We start from the raw sequence: 18,703 nt of genomic DNA on the forward strand, positions 1-18,703 counted from the left end.
ATTTTATTTAAAAGAAAAATATCTTATTCCGCATCAAAATCTTTATCTGCATCAGCAGTTACTTTTTCTCCTTCTTCTTTAGATTTTTCTTTATCTGCTTTTCTTTGAGATTGTCCTTCTTTGATAGCATCAGAAACTACGCTTAAAATCATGTCGATAGACTTAGAAGCATCATCATTTCCTGGAATTACAAAATCAACTTTTCTTGGATCAGAGTTTGTATCAACGATACCAAAAACTGGAATACCCAATTTTTTAGCTTCAGTTACAGCAATGTGCTCTCTCAAAATATCTACTACAAATACAGCAGAAGGAAGACGCACCATGTCTGCGATAGAACCTAAGTTCTTTTCAAGGTTAGCTCTTTGTCTGTCTACCTGAAGTCTTTCTTTTTTAGATAAAGTTTCAAACGTACCATCTTTTTTCATTTTGTCGATAGCGTTCATTTTTTTAACAGCTTTACGGATTGTTACAAAATTTGTAAGCATTCCACCTGGCCATCTTTCAGTAATATAAGGCATATTAAGTTCTTGAGCGTGCTTAGCAACAACTTCCTTAGCTTGCTTTTTAGTAGCTACAAAAAGAACTTTTTTACCTGCAGAAGTAATTTTTTCCAAAGCTGAACATGCTTCATCCAATTTTACTGCTGTTTTATGTAAATCTACAATGTGAATACCATTTTTCTCCATGAAAATGTACGGAGCCATATTCGGATTCCACTTTCTTGTCATGTGACCGAAGTGTACACCTGCCTCTAAAAGGTCTTTTACATTTGCTTTTGCCATGTTTTTGTTTTTTGTTAGTTTACTTTCCGCTTTTTAGGCAATCAACAACTTCTTTAGATGGGAGAAGCGTTTGGATGCTAAACGTAACGGGCAATTTTTTGTTTAGATAATAGAGCCAAGAACCAAGAGCAAAGATTTGTGACAAGAAAGTCTTGAATCTTGTTTCTGATATCTTGAATCTTGATATTAACGTTTTGAGAATTGGAATCTCTTTCTTGCTTTTTTCTGACCTGGTTTCTTTCTTTCCACCATTCTTGCATCTCTTGTCAAAAGACCTGCTGGCTTCAAAGTCGCTCTAAATTCTGCGTTGATTTCGCAAAGCGCTCTGGAAACACCCAATCTGATTGCTTCAGCTTGTCCTGTATTACCTCCTCCGAAAACATTTACAGTAACATCATATTGTCCTGCTGTTTCAGTGAGGATGAAAGGCTGGTTCAGTTTGTAAACCATTACATCTGTAGAAAAATATTCTTTAGCATCTTTTCCGTTCACTGTAATAGTTCCAGAACCTGGTTTTACGTAAACTCTTGCTACAGAAGTTTTTCTTCTTCCGATTTTATGAACTGTAGACATATTAATTATTTAAATTCGTTAACATTAATTACTTTTGGCTGTTGAGCTTCGTGCTTATGCTCAGATCCTTCATATACATAAAGGTTTTTGTAAAGCTGAGATCCTAATTTTGTTTTTGGAAGCATACCTTTTACAGATTTTTCCAAAACTTTCAATGGATCTTTTTTCAAAAGCTCAGTTGCAGTCATAGACTTTTGTCCACCTGGATATCCAGTGTGCCAAATGTAAGTTTTATCTGCCCACTTGTTTCCGGAAAGCGTAACTTTCCCAGCATTCAAAACAATTACATTATCACCACAATCTACGTGCGGAGTGTAATTTGTCTTGTGCTTACCTCTCAAAATCTTTGCAACCGTAGAAGCTAATCTACCTAATGGTTGTCCTTCAGCATCTACCACAACCCATTCTTTTCTAGCGGTAGCTTTGTTAGCTGAAATTGTTTTGTAACTTAATGTATTCACACTTATAAGTTTAACGATTAAACATAATTTTCCCAATAAGGGTGCGCAAAGGTAAGGATATTTTTTGAATTGGAAAAGTTTTTTCTAAAATCAAAGACCAAGATGATAAAATGCATAACTGCTGAATTATGTTTTGGCACATAATTTGGTGATGAGAAGCATCAAACACAAATGTTTACTATATATCTTAAATTGAAGAAAGCCAATTTTTTGCTTTCTTCTTTTTTATTGACGTAAAGATTTACTTTCCCTAAAACTTGCAATGAGATAATACGCTACAAAAACAGTAGAAAATTTGATGATAGACGGAATAGCAATCTCAAAGTCAAAGAAAATAAAACCTATTATTAGAAGTAAAACAATACCAATAAGAGAAATACCCATTTTCCGTGCAAGCGGCCATTCCGGATGATCCACAAAATAAGCCAAACCCCAACCTAATCCAAATGCAAATGCGTGATACAAATCCGCTTTCCATCCTAAACTGCCTAATAAAAAATAATTTAGCAAAAAACTGATAAGTGTTCCTGCTGTAAAATAAATAATTGCTTTCTTCATTTTTTAATAATATTCATTCAAAAAAGTACTTTCATAGAAAATAATGGAAGGGCTATAATTTGAACCTTCATTCATATTCTCCTTTGTTTCTTTTACAACAATTCTGTTGATGTCAAATTGTTTTGATATCAGCCAATCTCCATTTCGTTCAAATTCTATTTTCCCATTTTGTGTTTCCAATTCTATTTTCCCACTTTGCAGAATTCCGTTAATAAAATTGGCTTTATTTTTTTCTTTTCCATTTTCATACTGTGCAACTTCACCTGTAAAACCATCATAGCTTTCTGTAGCGACCTGATAATGATAAAGTAAAGATTGCTGATAATTGTACACCTGTACATCATATTTTTTTTGGTCGGAAAGCAGTTTTCTTTCATATCTTAATTTTCCTCTTTCATCAAAAGCTTTTTCTAAAACCACTACTCCATCTTTATAGACCATTTCACTGTAATCCGAATAAAGAATTCCATTATAAGGTGAACCGTATTCATCATTTACAAGAGTACCTTTTACGCTACCGTCTTCATTATAATAATTGGTTTTGGCTTCCTGATTATTATTATAAAAAGTTTCGGATTTTACTTTCCCGTTTGGATAAAATTGTTTTTGAGAAATTATTTTCCCGTTTTCATATACTCTACTATTTTCAAAAAATGAATTGGAATAAGAAAAATCTGCATCAACTCCATCCCAAGGTAGCATTCCTGAAAATTCTTTGCTATACTTATAAATAAGCTCTCCTATTTTGTTTCCATTTTTATCATACGATTTTTTAGTTCCCGAAGTTTTGTTGAATTTAATTTCCTGAGCAATTTTTCCATTTTCATAATATTGAACACTTTCGGCAATATCGTTTTCGGTTCCGTACTTTTCTATTTTAGCCACTCTCATCGGTTTGTAATAATACTCTACCGAAATTCCTTTGTATTTTCCATCTTTTACTGTTTTGCTTCCGATTAGCTTACCATTTTCGCCAAAAAATTTAATTTCATTTTCTTCAAAATCCTGATTATAATAAGTTTCATAACGAATTCCAGACATAGAATTATCAAAAATCACATTTTTAACCAATCTTGAATTTTTATATTCGGAAAAACTGCTGTTTTCAGCATACTCATCTTTATAGGAATAAGAAGAACCACTGTAATTATCATCTTTTTCATATACAAAGTCTTTTAGTAACCTTCCCTGTTCATCATAATCTTTGGAAATTCCATAAGCAACACCTTTATGATATTCCACAATACTCTGTATTTTTCCGATAGGGTAATACCATGTAATTTTCCCTTCGTACACTTCGCTTCCGGGAGTTGCATCACTTACGTCTCCTTCCATTTGCAGATTTCCGTTTTTGTAAAAGTCTTTGATGTGTGTCAGATTTCCATTTTTTGAAGATTCCCGATAATACATCATATTTTCCTTTGTAGTGACTTTCCAAGTCTCGTCAAAATAAATTTTCTCCTGAGAAAAGACAAATATTATGGAAAAGAATAAAAATAATAATAGAACTTTTTTTAGTTTTAGTAATTTCATAATTTATGTTTTATCAATCTTATTTGGCAAAAATACAAGACCTGTAAAGATAGGAAAATATCATTTTAAACCGCCATGTATAAAGAATTTTTCTATAGTTTTTCATAATCCGTCAGAGTTTTTTATATTTGAAGAATTCATAATTTTTTCAAAATTTTTTATGGAAAATCCAAAATACCAACCTCAACATAAAGTAAGAATTGTAACCGCAGCTTCTCTTTTTGATGGACATGATGCAGCAATTAATATCATGCGTCGCGTTATTCAGGGAACCGGTTGTGAAGTTATTCATCTTGGTCATGACAAATCTGCGGAAGAAGTAGTAAACACAGCCATTCAGGAAGATGCCAATGCAATTGCTTTAACATCATATCAAGGCGGTCATAACGAATATTTTAAATACATCTATGATCTTTTAAGAGAAAAAAAATCTCCACAAATCAAAATATTTGGTGGAGGTGGTGGCGTAATTCTACCGGAAGAAATCAAAGATTTAATGTCCTATGGAATTGACAGAATTTATTCTCCTGATGATGGTAGAGAAATGGGACTTCAGGGAATGATTGATGATTTGGTTCAGAAATCAGATTTTGCGACGGGTAAAAATGTGGAAGTTGCCGATTTGGACAAAATTTCTTTTGAGGATTCTAAATCCATTGCACAAGTAATTTCTGCTGTTGAAAATTTTTCAGACGAAAAACCAGAATTGGTAAAAGCTATTGACGAAAAAGCAAAAAATTCAACTATTCCGATCATTGGGATCACAGGAACAGGTGGTGCAGGAAAATCTTCTTTAACGGATGAATTGGTTCGTAGATTTTTAAGAGCTAATTCTGACAAAAAAATTGCCATTATTTCGGTAGATCCTTCCAAAAAGAAAACAGGAGGAGCATTGTTGGGAGACAGAATCCGTATGAATTCCATTAACGACAAAAGAGTTTATATGCGTTCTATGGCAACCCGTGAAAACAATGTTTCCGTTTCGCCATATATTCATTCGGCTTTAAATATTTTAAAAATTTCCCATCCGGATATTATCATTTTAGAAACTTCGGGAATCGGACAATCCGGTTCTGAAATTACCGATATTGCTGATGTTTCAATGTATGTAATGACTCCTGAATATGGAGCTTCCACTCAATTGGAAAAAATTGATATGCTGGATTATGCAGATTTAGTGGCTTTGAATAAATCTGACAAACGTGGTGCTCTTGATGCTCTACAAGCTGTACGAAAGCAATTCCAGAGAAATCATCAATTATTTGATAAAAATTTGGAAGAAATGCCTGTTTTTTCAACCAAAGCATCTCAGTTTAACGATTGGGGAACAACAGAATTATACAACGAACTCATTAAAAAAATCAACTCTAAATTTCCAGAACTAAATTTACACGAATATCAGGAACAAAATTCTCAGGATGAAACTGTTATCATCCCTCCAAAAAGAGTTCGTTATCTTTCTGAAATTGTAGAAAACAATCGTAATTATGATGATGAGGTAAAACAGCAGGCTTTAATTGCACGGAATCTTTATCAGCTTCGTGGTGCAAAAAATATTTTGATTGATGACGAGCATTGTCAGGAAAAAATTGAAAAAGTTTATCAAAAAACTAAAAAAGAACTGAATCAGGAAAATATTTATTTCTTGAACGGTTGGAAAGATTTTAAACAAAAACATCAAGCCGATGTTTACACCTATCTTGTTCGTGGAAAAGAAATAAATGTAGAAACGAAAAGCGAATCTCTTTCTCACCTGAAAATTCCAAAAATAGCTTTGCCAAAATTTCAGGATTGGGGTGATTTAATCCAATGGAAAGGTCAGGAAAATGTTCCCGGAGCTTTTCCTTTTACGGCAGGAATTTACCCTTTCAAAAGAACGGGAGAAGATCCGACAAGAATGTTTGCCGGAGAAGGTGGTCCTGAAAGAACCAACCGAAGATTCCACTATGTTTCTGCGGAAATGCCTGCGAAAAGACTTTCAACAGCTTTTGATTCTGTAACACTTTACGGACAAGATCCTGCTCTTCCACCCGATATTTATGGAAAAATTGGAAATGCGGGAGTTTCTATTGCCACTTTGGATGATGCCAAAAAATTGTATTCCGGGTTTGATTTGATTAATGCTTTGACATCGGTTTCCATGACGATTAACGGACCCGCTCCGATGTTGCTGGCTTTCTTTATGAATGCAGCTATTGACCAGAATGTTGAAAAATACATTATTGAAAATGGTCTGGAATCTAAAGTTGAAGAAGTTTTAAAAGCAAAATTTGATGATAAAGGCTTATCAAGACCAAAATATAATGGTGAACTTCCTCCTTCCAATAATGGTTTAGGTTTAAAATTGTTAGGAATTACGGGAGACGAAATTGTAGATGAAGAAACCTATCAGAAAATTAAAGCCGAAACCATCGCCTCAGTTCGGGGAACGGTTCAGGCAGATATTTTGAAAGAAGATCAGGCTCAGAATACCTGTATTTTCTCTACGGAATTTGCGTTGAGATTGATGGGCGATGTTCAGGAATATTTTATTAAAGAAAAAGTTCGGAATTTTTATTCGGTTTCTATTTCCGGTTATCATATTGCAGAAGCCGGAGCAAATCCGATTTCCCAATTGGCTTTCACTTTGGCAAACGGTTTCACGTATGTGGAATATTATTTGAGCAGAGGAATGGATATCAATGATTTTGCCCCGAATTTATCCTTCTTTTTCTCCAACGGAATTGATCCGGAATATGCCGTAATTGGCAGAGTTGCAAGAAGAATCTGGGCAAAAGCAATGAAACTGAAGTATCACGCCAATGAGCGTTCCCAAATGTTGAAATACCACATCCAAACTTCCGGACGCTCGCTTCACGCTCAGGAAATTGATTTTAACGATATAAGAACCACGTTACAAGCACTTTACGCCATTTATGACAATTGTAACTCGCTTCACACCAATGCTTATGATGAAGCCATCACAACTCCGACGGAAGAATCGGTACGAAGAGCAATGGCGATTCAGTTGATTATCAATAAAGAACTCGGTTTGGCGAAAAATGAAAATCCGTTGCAGGGTTCATTTATTATTGAAGAATTGACGGATTTGGTGGAAGAAGCCGTTTACGCAGAATTTGACAGAATTACGGAAAGAGGCGGCGTTTTGGGTGCGATGGAAACGATGTATCAACGTTCAAAAATTCAGGAAGAATCGATGCATTACGAATGGCTGAAACATACAGGAGAATATCCAATTATCGGGGTAAATACGTTCCTTGGAAAAGATGGTTCACCAACCGTTTTACCAGGCGAAGTGATTCGTTCTACGGAAGAAGAAAAACAATTGCAAATCAAAAATTTAGAAAATTTCCAGAAATCGAATGAAGATAAAACTTCGGAATGGTTGCAAAAACTACAATTAGCAGCAATTAATCAGCAAAATCTTTTTGAAGTGATGATGGAAGCGGTGAAATATTGTTCTCTCGGACAGATTACCAATGCTCTCTTTGAAGTGGGCGGAAAGTATAGGAGGAATATGTAAGCCCCTAAATCCCCAAAGGGGACTTCTACAAAATAAAAAATCTCCAGAAATTTCTGGAGATTTTTTATTAAATTTATTTAAAGCATCTAATACCAAATTATCTTTGAAAAATACCATAAAGTTAGTTTGCTCCGTAGGAGCAACATCTGTGTAGAATAAATAGGCTATCTCAAACGCACTCCGTAGGAGTGCCATTTTATTAAGGAAATTTAATGGTAAAATGATATAAATAAAAATTAATTACTTTTTACTCATAACTAACTATATATCAATGTAAAAAACACAAAATTATTTGCCTATTAATTAAATTTATTTATTTTTGCACATCAAATAATTATCACTCACAAAGAAGATGATTATTGCGGCACAAATGATGAAAAAAACACTTTACTTGGCCTAGCTATGCACATACTATTTTTGTATTGGTTTGCCCATGTAGGAATGTATACAGCTATCTCCCACCACCCAACTTTTATAACAATAAATTTTAATTAAAATATATAATTTTATGTCTATTTTACACAAGATTAAAGCCTATTTGTATGAGAATCTTCTCACGAAAGATGATCCTAATGATTACATTTCCCGCACAGTAAGCGAGCGCTCCCTAAATGTGAAAGAAATATGTGAAGCGGCCGTTAATAGAGGCGGTTCAGATGTATCTGCTCCTTCCATGCAACACGCCACAGAACTTTTCTTGAAGGAGATGGCTTACCAGTTATGTGATGGGTATTCTGTAAACACTGGTTATTTCACGGCCTCTACCCTTATCCGTGGCGTGTTCAATAGCCCTACAGAAACATTCAATCCTGCAAAGCATAATATACTTTTCAAATTTAATCAGGGTGAAAAATTAAGAGTAGAAATCCCTTCAATAGAAGTGAATATTTTAGGAGTAGCAGATGCTTCTACTACCATTTTGGAGGTGAAAGATGTGAAAACTGGCTCGGTAAACGATGCGCTTACCCCGAACCGAAATCTAAAAATAACAGGGAACAAGATAAAAATAGCTGGGGAGAACACAGCCAATGGTGTTTATTTTGTGGATACTGCCACCAATACCAGAATAGCTGTAGACCCGACTGATGTGGTTACCAACAACCCGTCGGAAATCATCATCATCATCCCGGCATTACCTGCAGGAACATACAAACTGCAAGTAGTAACACAATATGCCGCTACTAACATCCTTAAAGAACCTCGCACTGCAGAGTTTGATAAAACACTTACGGTACAATAAAAATTTTTTTTTCATCTTAGGGTTTTCGGGCGGCGTGAAATTTTTGCGCCACTCCTTTTAAAAAGTTTATGTTATACTTAAGATGATTGTTTCAAGCGAAGCAACGCGGTTACCTCGAGCGAAATAATGTAGTTACCTCGAGCGAGGTATGATGATGACCTCGAGCGACTTAAGACGATTAGAAAACGATAAAGAGATTTTATATGAAATACATAATCTTTTTTTACCAAATTTTATTAACATATGATAATAAATATAAAAATAACATTTATATAATTTTACATAAAATTAAACCTCAAATGACGAATAAAAATTTAAATAATATATAGTAGTTTTTAATTTAACTACTTTTTAATTAAAAAAATATGAGAAAAACATTATTTTTAAAATACAAACTTTTAGCCATTTCCCTTTTATTGGGTATGCTATCTCCCAATAATATGAAGGCACTGAACAGCCTTGTAGGTGATGGGTTTGGTGGGCGTTTATGGTATCAGCCCGTAAACTATGCTATCGGGTCTTATTCTGGGTACACTGTATGTAGTGGGCAACTATATGGCTAGGGCAATACATATTATGAATTAGGGAATAATTCTCAAACTTCTACTACTACTAATCCGGTATCTATTACAAACAATGTATTACGCTACTCCTGCGGTTACAAAATGGCAGTTATTAAAAACGATAATACGGGCTGGGTATGGGGAGATAATATTTACGGAGAAACCGGTAATGGCGTATCTAATACTGATATAGCCACCCCTGTAGAAGTGATTAGTGATGGCAGTGCCAAAGATATTATGGCGGGGGAAACTTTCTCATATTTAGCAAAAAATGATAATACACTATGGGCAACAGGCCAGTCGGGCTATAGTGCTTCTTATGGCTCTATATGGCTGAACCTTAGCAATATCCAAAGAAGTAATTTTACCCAGCTAAATCCTTCAGGGGTAGTCCCAAGTCTTTGTACCTCTATTGCAACCAGTACTACCACAGTATCTGGTAATGTATATAATGATACCAACGGACTTACCGATAACACCGTAAATGGTACCGGTACTAATGCAGGTGGGCTAAATGCTGTACTTTATGATACCACCACTGGTACAGTGGCTGCTGTAGCTGCTGTAGCATCAGGCGGTACTTATAGTTTCCCATCGGTAGCTATTGGTGATAGTTATAATATATATATCACTACAGCCAGCCCCACTGTAGGGCAAACAGCAGTGCCTACCGTTACATTACCTACGAATTGGGTGACTGTAGGCGAAAATTTAGGTTCTGGTACAGGTAGTGATGGTACCATTGACGGCATTTTATCTATAGGAGCAGTAAGTACCGCTGTTACAAATGCTAATTTTGGCATCCGTATAACGCCAGGTACACCATTTACTTGTCAGAGTGTGGCTTATCAGGTAGCAGGTACATCCGCAGGCAATACACTTTATAGTTACAATGTAAACACTGGTGTAAGAACTTTAGTTGCCAGCTTAGGATCTGTAAATATAAATTCTATTGGCTATAATATTGATAATTATATATGGGGATATGATGTAGCTAATAACAAAGTTGTGCGTATAGATGCGACTGGAGCAGTGCTTTCATTTACTATTCCAAATCTTCCTGGCGGAATTCAAAATGCTGGAGACATTATCCCTGGCGGATATTTATTCATTAACAACCAAGCAGGAACTACCTATTATGTTGTAGATATTAATCCTAACCATGCCAATTTTTTGCAACTGGTAGACCCTACAGCTGGCTATATATTAGATACTGCACCTTATGGTACTACTATTGTACCAACAAGAGCAAGAGATTTGGCATATAATCCTAATACAGGCCTACTGTATGGCTTAATTAATGCAACTGATGCGGTAAATAAATTTAAAATAGTTACTATAAATCCGGTAACTGCTGCTGTTACAATTGGCAGCACTGCCGTTACAGGATCTACTATACAGAGCGAGACTTTAGGTTTCGGCTCAGTATTCTCAGATGCAAACTTTACAAAATTGTATGTATTTGCAAATAACTTGGGCAATTTTTATCAGATAGATCTTGCCACTAATACAGCAACTTTGTTGTCCACCTCAGTTCCTGCAGATAACAATGATGGTGCCAGCTGCCCAACTGCAACACTAAGCTTACCAATTTCCGGTAATGTGTATAATGATGCCAACGGGCTTACTGATAATATTGTAAATGGTACAGGTACTAACACTGGCAATACATTGTATGCTGTGCTATATAATAACACGACAGGTCAGGTTGTAAATACTACCACCGTATCTGCATCTGGTACTTATACTCTAAATGCCAGTTCTGGTAATAATTATACGGTATATCTTACCACTACGGCTGCAACATTATTGCAAACGGCCACGCCTACCGTTACCTTACCTACTGGCTGGGTAAACACAGGGGAACAAAATTGTGTGAACACTGCAAGCTGTACAGGCAGTGACGGAACACCAAACGGTATATTATCTTTAGGCACTGTAAATTCTTCTATAACACAAGCTAATTTTGGGATGACTTTTTCGGTGTGTAGTAATGTGGGCACCATCTTCGCTTTATCAGGTGGTGGAGTAATTAGGCCTTTTGTCTCTCCAAGTACATCTGGAGCTTTGGGTAGTGCACTCAATACAACTGCTTATACTACACCCGCAAGCAGTGCTAATGCAATGGGTTACAGCCCTGTAAATGGAAAATTTTATTATTATCAGGTGTCAGTTGGTACCCCAAAAACTTTTATTTCATTTGACCCAGCTACCAATACATACGCAGGTCTCACCTCTTCGGGAGGTAATACCCAGAACAGGGGTGGAGTATCTGCAGATGGTACTGGATATTATTCTATTGATGCTGCAGGACAATTAGCCTATTACAATATAGCCGCAAATACATGGACAAATATTACTAACCAATATGTAGATCAAAGTGGGGCAAGTGTTAATTCGCTCATTAATAGCTTACAAGGTGGGGATATGGCATTCGATGGGAATGGCAATCTTTGGATTGTTACAGGTACGGGTGTAAGTTCAGACTATTACTTATTTAAAATTCCCACGCCTATACCTACCACTCCACAAACAAATGTTACGGCCTACTATGTGGCTAAGGGAACCATAACTTCTGGGATTAATGGTATAGCCTTCTCATCTAATGGGGATATGTACATATCCAATACTTCTGGGCTATATAAAATCAATAAGGATTTTTCTTCTAATTTTATAGGTAATTATTCTGGTGGCACTGCGCTGGATCTTACTTCGTGTGCTTTTCCTTTGAATCCGTTTGGAATATTCGATTTTGGCGATGCACCAGATACTTATGGCACCTTACTGTCAAGCAACGGAGCAAGGCATGCACCATCTTTCTTTGATGCTACAACAAATACATCAAAATTAATGTTAGGCTCGTTGTCGGATGTCGAGGCAGAGGGAGTTCCTTCCACTAATGCAGATGGTGATGATTTGGCTGGAGTAGACGATGAAAATGGCATTACTACTTTCCCAACTTTGGTTACTAACTCTACTACATATAGTGTAACAGTAAATGTTACCAATACTACAGGTGCTACTACTAACCTTAGTGGTTGGATAGATTTTAATAAAAATGGTGTGTTTGATACCAGTGAAAAAGCGACTACTACTATTGCGAATGGAGCTACCACAGCTACCCTTACGTGGTCTGGTCTTAGTGGTTTAACTGCTGGTACTACCTATGCCCGTTTCCGTATTGCTACCTTAGCGTCTGAAGTTACTAACCCAACAGGAGTCGCTAGTGATGGTGAGGTGGAAGATTATTCGATAAGTATTGGTACATTCTGCTACAAGCCTGCCACCACAGGAGCAGGTGCTTTACCTACCATACATGGTATTACTGCTCTAGGTAGAGCCGGAGTGGGTGATGGCAATTGGCCAATGCTAAGAAATGGCGCTTGGACGGCACTGGAAAGCAAAACAAAAGGTTTTGTTATCAACAGAGTAGCCAACCCAACCACAGATATCGCAAACCCTGTAAAAGGTATGATGGTCTATGACACTACAGTGAATTGTTTGAAAATAAATACAGACGGCACATCCTCAGGATGGAAATGCTTCAGTACACAAACTTGTCCTACAATAAACTAAACTCTTAAGTAAAATAAAATGAAAAATATAGTAACAATTGCCCTATTATCGCTTTCTACCTGTGCATTCTCACAGATAGCAATTGACAAAGCAAACATTACCAATACTTCTGTTTCATTAGAGTTTGGCAACTCTGGCTTGGCACCCGACAGAACCGATGCCACAAAACAGAAAGGCATCATCTTACCTTGGGTATCTACCGTTGCAGGGCAGCCCACTGCATCATATGCTGCAATGACTTCTGCCGTAGATGGTACTTTAATTTTTGATCTATCGGATTATAAAGTGAAGTACAGAAAATCCGGTGCTTGGTTTGATCTTACGGTAAAGAACAAGACCGATGTCATTTCTGGGATTACTAATAATACGGTAGATTCTTCTCTGCAAGATGCCAAAACTGAGCTTGTTAATGCTAAAGTAATGATAGGTGGAAATCCTGCAACGGATACCACCACAGGTATATTGGTATTAGGAGATACCAACAAAGCTATGATCCTCCCTTTGGTAGATAAATATAGCAGTGTAATTGCACCAAGCCCGGGAATGATGGTTTACGATTTATCTAACGATATGCTGTGCCTATACAACGGCACGGTGTGGAGCTTCTGGAAACCGTAATTTGCATCTTTTTATAACTTTATTCGTCTATTGTATGAACTTAAAATTTTATACAATGAACAACTTAAAAAACGATTGCACTTACAACTACGAAAACTTTACCTGTAAAAATTGTGAATGTATATAACAGAAATATTTTTTGAAGCAGGTGATAAATATAAGAAGAAATATGTAAGCCGTCATTTCAAGAACTATTGAAAAAGGATAAAACAATCTAAAAACTACAGATTGCTTCGTCTTTTCGTTTCACTACATTCCTCGCAATGACATAAAAACAAAAAAATCTCCAGGAGTTTCTGGAGATTTTTTTGTCTTATGATTTTATCTTGCTTTTCAGCTTTTCGGTAACACTTTTTAAGAATCCTGATTTGTCGGTTTTTATTTTTTTGCTTAATTCGTTGTCTTTGCTGTTTTCGTAATATGTACTTCCCCAATCTGCCATTTCTATAAGAATGGGCAATAAATCAGCTCCTTTTTGGGTTAAGCTATACTCAAATTTAGATTTATTTGCCGTCGAAACTTCTTTTACCAAAATATTTTCTGCCTCTAAAATCTTTAATCTTTTAGCTAAAATATTGGTGGCTATTTTTTCTTCTGACACCAAAAAATCACTATACGAAACCTTGCCTTTAATCATTATATCCCTAATAATGAGCAACATCCATTTGTCTCCCAAAATCTCTAACGAACAACTTACGGGGCAGGAAGATCTGTTTTTTTCCATATTCAACAAAATTATTTTATAAAGTACTTGCAAATTGCAATTACCTTTATATCTTTGTACTTGCAAAATGCAATAGCTTAACAAAAATATAAATAATTATGATTTTCACAAAAAAAATGATCAGTCCATCGTATTGGAGAATTATTATGAACAATCCTCCAATCAACGTTTTCGATCCGGAATTTTCTATTCAGTTAAGAGATTTATTCGATGAATTGGAACAAAATAATGAATTAAAAGTAGTGATTTTCGAAAGCGGGAATCCGGATTTCTACATTGCCCATGCAGAATTGGTAAACATTTTTGATTTCCCAAAAGGGGAAGGAAAAACCGGACTTTCCAAATCTTGGCCGGATATTGCAAAACGTTTAGAACAAGCTCCATTCGTGAGTATTGCATCCATAAGAGGAAGAGCAAGAGGTTTGGGAAGCGAATTTGTACAGGCTTTCGATATGAGATTTGCAAGCAAAGAAAAAGTCATTTTCGGGCAACCGGAAATCGGAATCGGAGCATTTCCCGGAGGTGGCGGCTTAGAGCGTCTTCCTTTGCTGGTAGGAAAAGCAAGAGCATTGGAAATTATCTTAAGCGGAGATGATTACAACGCAGAAATTGCAGAAAAATATGGCTGGATCAATCGTGCTTTACCTGATGCGGAACTTGATGAATTTGTAGATAATCTTGCCCAAAGAATTGCTTCTTTTGATAAAAATATGATTGCTACCATCAAAAGCATTATGAATGAACGAGTTGTAAATCCTAAAAATGAACACATTATGGAAACCCAAACTCGTTTCTTTGAGTCTTTAACTGCTCCTGAAGCCATCAATAGAATCAAAAACTTATTTAGCAAAGGTCTACAACAGTATAGCGATGCAGAACTCAATTTAGCCAAATATTTATAAATTTTAAAAGAAAAAGATATTTCATATGAATGCATTAGTCATTAATGGACATATTCGCTGGGAACATATTACTGAAGGAAGACTCAACAAAACAATTTCTGAAGAAACTGTAAAAATTCTGAAAGAAAAAGGCTATGAAGTTTCGGAAACCGTGATTGATAATGGTTATGAAATTCCGCAGGAAATAGAAAAATGGACAAAGGCAGATTTCATACTTTTTCATTTTCCGATCAACTGGTTTGGAATGCCCGCAAAAACCAAAATGTATATAGACACTGTTTTAACGAGCAGTTACGGGAAAATTTATGCAGGTGACGGCAGAAACAATGGCGGAAAATACGGTTCCGGAGGTCTCCTGAAAAGCAAAGGCATGATTGTGAATACATGGAATGCTCCACAAGAAACATTTGGAAATGAGGGGCAATTATTTGCCAATTACAGCTTGGAAGATATTGTAAACCTTTCACCTCATCTTTTGAATTTTTAGGAATAAAACCTTTACCAACATTTGCTTTTTTTGATGTTACCAAAAATCCTACGATTGAAGAGGATTTGGTGAATTATAGAAACCATTTGGGAAAACATGTATAAAAATACTTGGCAAATATTTCTTAATTAAATAAATTATGAATACCCAAAATTAGGTTTCCAAAAAATTGAAATCTCAACTTTTGTTGGGATTTTTTAATTATCTTTAATAAAAAAAACAAAATGAAATTCATCCAAATCCAAAATCCCTGCGAAGAAAAATGGGAAAATATGCACAACATTCCTGAAGGAAAGTTTTGTGATATGTGCAACAAAAAGGTATTGGATTTGAGTAGCCTTTCAAATTCTGAAATCTATAAAATAGTTCTTGAACACAAAAATGAAAAATTTTGTGGAAGAGTATTCAGACATCAATTGATGGAGCCTCTTCTTCCTGAAGAAGTTATTAATAATGATATAAATAACAGAAGTGGAAACTTTACAAAAATTGCAGCAGGAATTCTGCTTACAGTAAGTCTTACCAATACTATTCCTGCTCAAACACAAAATACTATTAAAACTGAAATAAAGCCTTCTTTAAAAACGAATCAACAAGTAAATAATAAAGATGAGAAGATAAAAACAGGAGGTGGAAAAAGTAAAATTTCCGGAAAAATTATTGATCGTGATACAAAAAAACCACTCCGGTTTGTATCAATACAACTAATAACTGTTTCAAAAATATATTCTACAAAAACAGATGCCAATGGAAATTATGCTTTAGAAGTTCCGAGTGATGCGATCAAAAATAAAAACCTTTTGTACATCGGAGTTGCTGATGGAATTTCAGAAAACACTTTTATTGTAGTAGACAAAACAGAGATTACAGATAAAAATATTTCTATGAAAACCATTTCCGAATCCGAAAAAGAATATGGCGAAATTTCATCTATATATGCTACCGAAAAGTCTTTAGTGTTTTTAAATAGTAATAAAATCAATCATAAGGTTTTCAATAAAAGTTTGATGCTTTATGAAAATCGATACGAATTGTATTACATTCCAAAAGAATATGTTTATATTTTCAGTAATGACAAAGATGTAAAAGATATTTTTATCACTTTTACAAAATGAAAATCCTCTCTCAATGAAAACGTTTATCCAAATTCAAGATCCTTGCAAAGAAAAATGGGAAAATATGCACAACATTGCTGAAGGAAAGTTTTGCGATATGTGCAGCAAAAAAGTATTGGATTTAACCCATAAATCGGATGATGAAATTTTGGAAATTATTGACCGTGAAAAAAATATTTGCGGAAGAATACAGGGAAAAAGACTGAATGCTCCACTTACCACTCATAAAATACGAATTCCTTATGAGAAAAAATCGTCCCCTTTTATAAAAATAGCTTCCGGTTTAGCTTTAGCAAGTTCTCTATCAGGAAATATACAAGCTCAAGATCCTACACCTAAAAAAGATACACTTGATATACAAGAAGTATATGTAACAGGAATTGTTAGACAAAACTTCAGTAGTGAAAATGATGATTTTGACGATAACGACAGAATAAGCAATAAATCTTTTTATTTCGAGGGAAAACTTACAGATGAGAAAAACAAAAAATCAATTGTAAATGCAAAAGTTTTATTTGTGACATTATCTAAGATATTTTCTACTTTCACGAATAATGATGGAGAATTCTCAATAGAACTTCCTGAAAATATTATCAAAACAAAAAACGTAATCCGCTTTGAGTTTGATGATGTTATCAAACCTAAAGAAGATGCTAATTCTTTTAGCGAAACAATGTATTATTATGATGCAGCAAATATCATAATATCAAAAGAAAATCTTAAAAAGTACAAAACCGAAATAAAACGCTCTTATCCTATTGATGGTGGAATTACTGCCTATAAAAGATCTTTTGAACCTCTCTGCTTTATTGATGGTGAAGAAATTTCTTACGATGAATTTCAAAATTATCAAGTAAAAAATCGAAAATACGATTACTATTATTTCCCAAAAAAAGAAGCCGAAATCATATCCGGAGAAGAAGCCGAAGATGGATTATATTTACTTTTTTCAAAATAATACTTTTTGCCATTAAATTTGACTACTACACAGATATTGCTCCTACGGATAGAAAATTCTTAATTTTTTCCAGAGATTTTTTGTGCTTCTGGAAATTGAACATTCCAAAAATGATAATAGTCTGTAAGATAAAAAGACTCATGACTGCAGCAATTATATTAGCTGATATGGTAAAAGTAGTAAAAAATTGAAAGATATATCCGGATAATTTTACAGGCAGACCAACTATTATATTTACCATAAAACTAAGTCCTGTTGTTAATCCTTCTATATTTTTCTGGAACATTGTATAAAATAGCTTTCCTTTATGTTTTTTATGGGATGAAGTATAATTCATAATTTTATAATTCAATGCATACATTATAATGGGAGCAATTAAAAACAATGAATTGTAAACCTGAAATATTATTTTGTAATTTTCCTTATTACCTGAAATATATACCAAAGGTAAATTAAATACAAAAGACACCAATACCAATAAAAAAGAATTTTTCAAAGTAGCATTAAACTTTCCACGCATCATTTTCTTTGCAATAACCGGTATTCCATTAGGATAGAAACCTAAATATGTTGTTATTTGCAGTTCTTCTTCCCAGCAAGCCTGAACTTTCAGGAATGCATCATCAAAATTCAGATTTTCTCTGGTTTGAAATTCTGATATTTGCAGAATCATGTGATCCTGCAATTCCAATAAAAGATCTAAGGGTAACTTTTTATCTGTAAGATAATCGAAAATTTGTTTTTCCTGTTCTTCAGTAATCATATATTAAAAATGGTATTGAGATTAAACAAATAATTTTTCATCTCATCTTCCTGCACTATTTGTTGTTTTTTGCCTTTTTCGGTCAAAAGATAATATTTACGATCTCTACCGTTGATATTTTGGACTTCCGAAAAAATAATTCCTTCGGTTTCCAATTTGTGCAAAAGAGGATAAAGTGCACCTTCCGTCATTTCCAACTCGCCTTTTGTGAGTTCTTTTGCTCGTTGCGTCATTTGGTAGCCATACATTTTCACTTCCGAAGCCAGAAGTTTAAGGATGATGTTTTGCAAAGTTCCTTTGTAAAGTTTATTGTTTTTGGACATA

General features: G+C 34.8%; 16 protein-coding genes. 8 read left to right on the plus strand and 8 right to left on the minus strand.

Features of this window, described 5'->3' with window-relative positions; all coding sequences use genetic code 11:
• Positions 1–23 precede the first annotated feature (23 nt).
• The 5 genes from rpsB to AC2A1C_RS07850 form a co-directional block, all read right to left on the minus strand.
• A complete protein-coding gene (rpsB, locus tag AC2A1C_RS07830; protein ID WP_484025008.1) occupies positions 24–785 on the minus strand; it encodes a 30S ribosomal protein S2 in 762 nt (253 codons plus the stop codon).
• Between the two features lie 186 nt (positions 786–971).
• Positions 972–1,358 carry a 30S ribosomal protein S9 gene (rpsI, locus tag AC2A1C_RS07835; RefSeq protein WP_484025010.1) on the minus strand — a complete coding sequence of 129 codons (387 nt, stop codon included), beginning with the start codon at positions 1,356–1,358 and terminating at the stop codon, positions 972–974.
• A 5-nt stretch (positions 1,359–1,363) separates the two neighbouring features.
• Complete coding sequence (rplM, locus tag AC2A1C_RS07840) at positions 1,364–1,819, minus strand: 50S ribosomal protein L13 (protein WP_484025011.1); 456 nt, start codon at positions 1,817–1,819, stop codon at positions 1,364–1,366.
• Between the two features lie 225 nt (positions 1,820–2,044).
• Complete coding sequence (locus AC2A1C_RS07845) at positions 2,045–2,377, minus strand: hypothetical protein (RefSeq protein ID WP_484025012.1); 333 nt, start codon at positions 2,375–2,377, stop codon at positions 2,045–2,047.
• A gap of 3 nt (positions 2,378–2,380) precedes the next feature.
• Positions 2,381–3,910, minus strand: coding sequence for a toxin-antitoxin system YwqK family antitoxin (locus tag AC2A1C_RS07850; protein ID WP_484025013.1), 1,530 nt, complete (start codon positions 3,908–3,910; stop codon positions 2,381–2,383).
• A 160-nt stretch (positions 3,911–4,070) separates the two neighbouring features.
• Between AC2A1C_RS07850 and AC2A1C_RS07855 the strand changes: the two genes are divergently transcribed.
• From AC2A1C_RS07855 to AC2A1C_RS07870, 4 genes are all read left to right on the plus strand, one after another.
• Positions 4,071–7,433, plus strand: coding sequence for a methylmalonyl-CoA mutase family protein (locus AC2A1C_RS07855; RefSeq protein ID WP_484025015.1), 3,363 nt, complete (start codon positions 4,071–4,073; stop codon positions 7,431–7,433).
• 508 nt (positions 7,434–7,941) lie between these two features.
• Complete coding sequence (locus AC2A1C_RS07860) at positions 7,942–8,673, plus strand: DNA-binding domain-containing protein (RefSeq protein WP_484025016.1); 732 nt, start codon at positions 7,942–7,944, stop codon at positions 8,671–8,673.
• A 665-nt stretch (positions 8,674–9,338) separates the two neighbouring features.
• Complete coding sequence (locus tag AC2A1C_RS07865; RefSeq protein ID WP_484025018.1) at positions 9,339–12,812, plus strand: beta strand repeat-containing protein; 3,474 nt, start codon at positions 9,339–9,341, stop codon at positions 12,810–12,812.
• A gap of 18 nt (positions 12,813–12,830) precedes the next feature.
• Positions 12,831–13,430 (plus strand): hypothetical protein, encoded by a 600-nt coding sequence (locus AC2A1C_RS07870; RefSeq protein ID WP_484025020.1) that lies wholly within the window; start codon positions 12,831–12,833, stop codon positions 13,428–13,430.
• Between the two features lie 313 nt (positions 13,431–13,743).
• Here the strand turns inward: AC2A1C_RS07870 and AC2A1C_RS07875 are convergent, their stop codons facing one another.
• The gene (locus AC2A1C_RS07875) at positions 13,744–14,154 is read right to left on the minus strand and encodes a winged helix-turn-helix transcriptional regulator (protein WP_484025022.1); all 411 of its coding nucleotides are present in this window, start codon (positions 14,152–14,154) and stop codon (positions 13,744–13,746) included.
• A 98-nt stretch (positions 14,155–14,252) separates the two neighbouring features.
• Here AC2A1C_RS07875 and AC2A1C_RS07880 point away from each other — a divergent pair, with 98 nt between their 5' ends.
• The 4 genes from AC2A1C_RS07880 (at position 14,253) to AC2A1C_RS07895 (ending at position 17,616) form a co-directional block, all read left to right on the plus strand.
• The gene (locus AC2A1C_RS07880; protein WP_484025024.1) at positions 14,253–15,056 is read left to right on the plus strand and encodes an enoyl-CoA hydratase/isomerase family protein; all 804 of its coding nucleotides are present in this window, start codon (positions 14,253–14,255) and stop codon (positions 15,054–15,056) included.
• A 25-nt stretch (positions 15,057–15,081) separates the two neighbouring features.
• Positions 15,082–15,543: an NAD(P)H-dependent oxidoreductase gene (locus tag AC2A1C_RS07885; RefSeq protein ID WP_484025026.1), complete on the plus strand. Its 462-nt coding sequence runs from the start codon at positions 15,082–15,084 to the stop codon at positions 15,541–15,543.
• A gap of 224 nt (positions 15,544–15,767) precedes the next feature.
• Positions 15,768–16,658: a peptidase associated/transthyretin-like domain-containing protein gene (locus AC2A1C_RS07890; protein ID WP_484025028.1), complete on the plus strand. Its 891-nt coding sequence runs from the start codon at positions 15,768–15,770 to the stop codon at positions 16,656–16,658.
• Between the two features lie 13 nt (positions 16,659–16,671).
• On the plus strand, positions 16,672–17,616 hold the full coding sequence (locus AC2A1C_RS07895) for a hypothetical protein (RefSeq protein WP_484025030.1): 945 nt from the start codon (positions 16,672–16,674) through the stop codon (positions 17,614–17,616).
• A gap of 25 nt (positions 17,617–17,641) precedes the next feature.
• On the opposite strand, the gene AC2A1C_RS07900 is transcribed toward AC2A1C_RS07895, so the two are convergent.
• Positions 17,642–18,379, minus strand: a complete 738-nt coding sequence (locus AC2A1C_RS07900) for a hypothetical protein (RefSeq protein WP_484025031.1) — start codon at positions 18,377–18,379, stop codon at positions 17,642–17,644.
• Positions 18,376–18,702: a PadR family transcriptional regulator gene (locus tag AC2A1C_RS07905; protein ID WP_484025033.1), complete on the minus strand. Its 327-nt coding sequence runs from the start codon at positions 18,700–18,702 to the stop codon at positions 18,376–18,378. The genes AC2A1C_RS07900 and AC2A1C_RS07905 overlap by 4 nt, the downstream gene beginning before the upstream one ends.
• Position 18,703 lies beyond the last annotated feature (1 nt).

The sequence above is a fragment of the Chryseobacterium sp. HNCC26DJ241 genome (assembly GCF_057180505.1).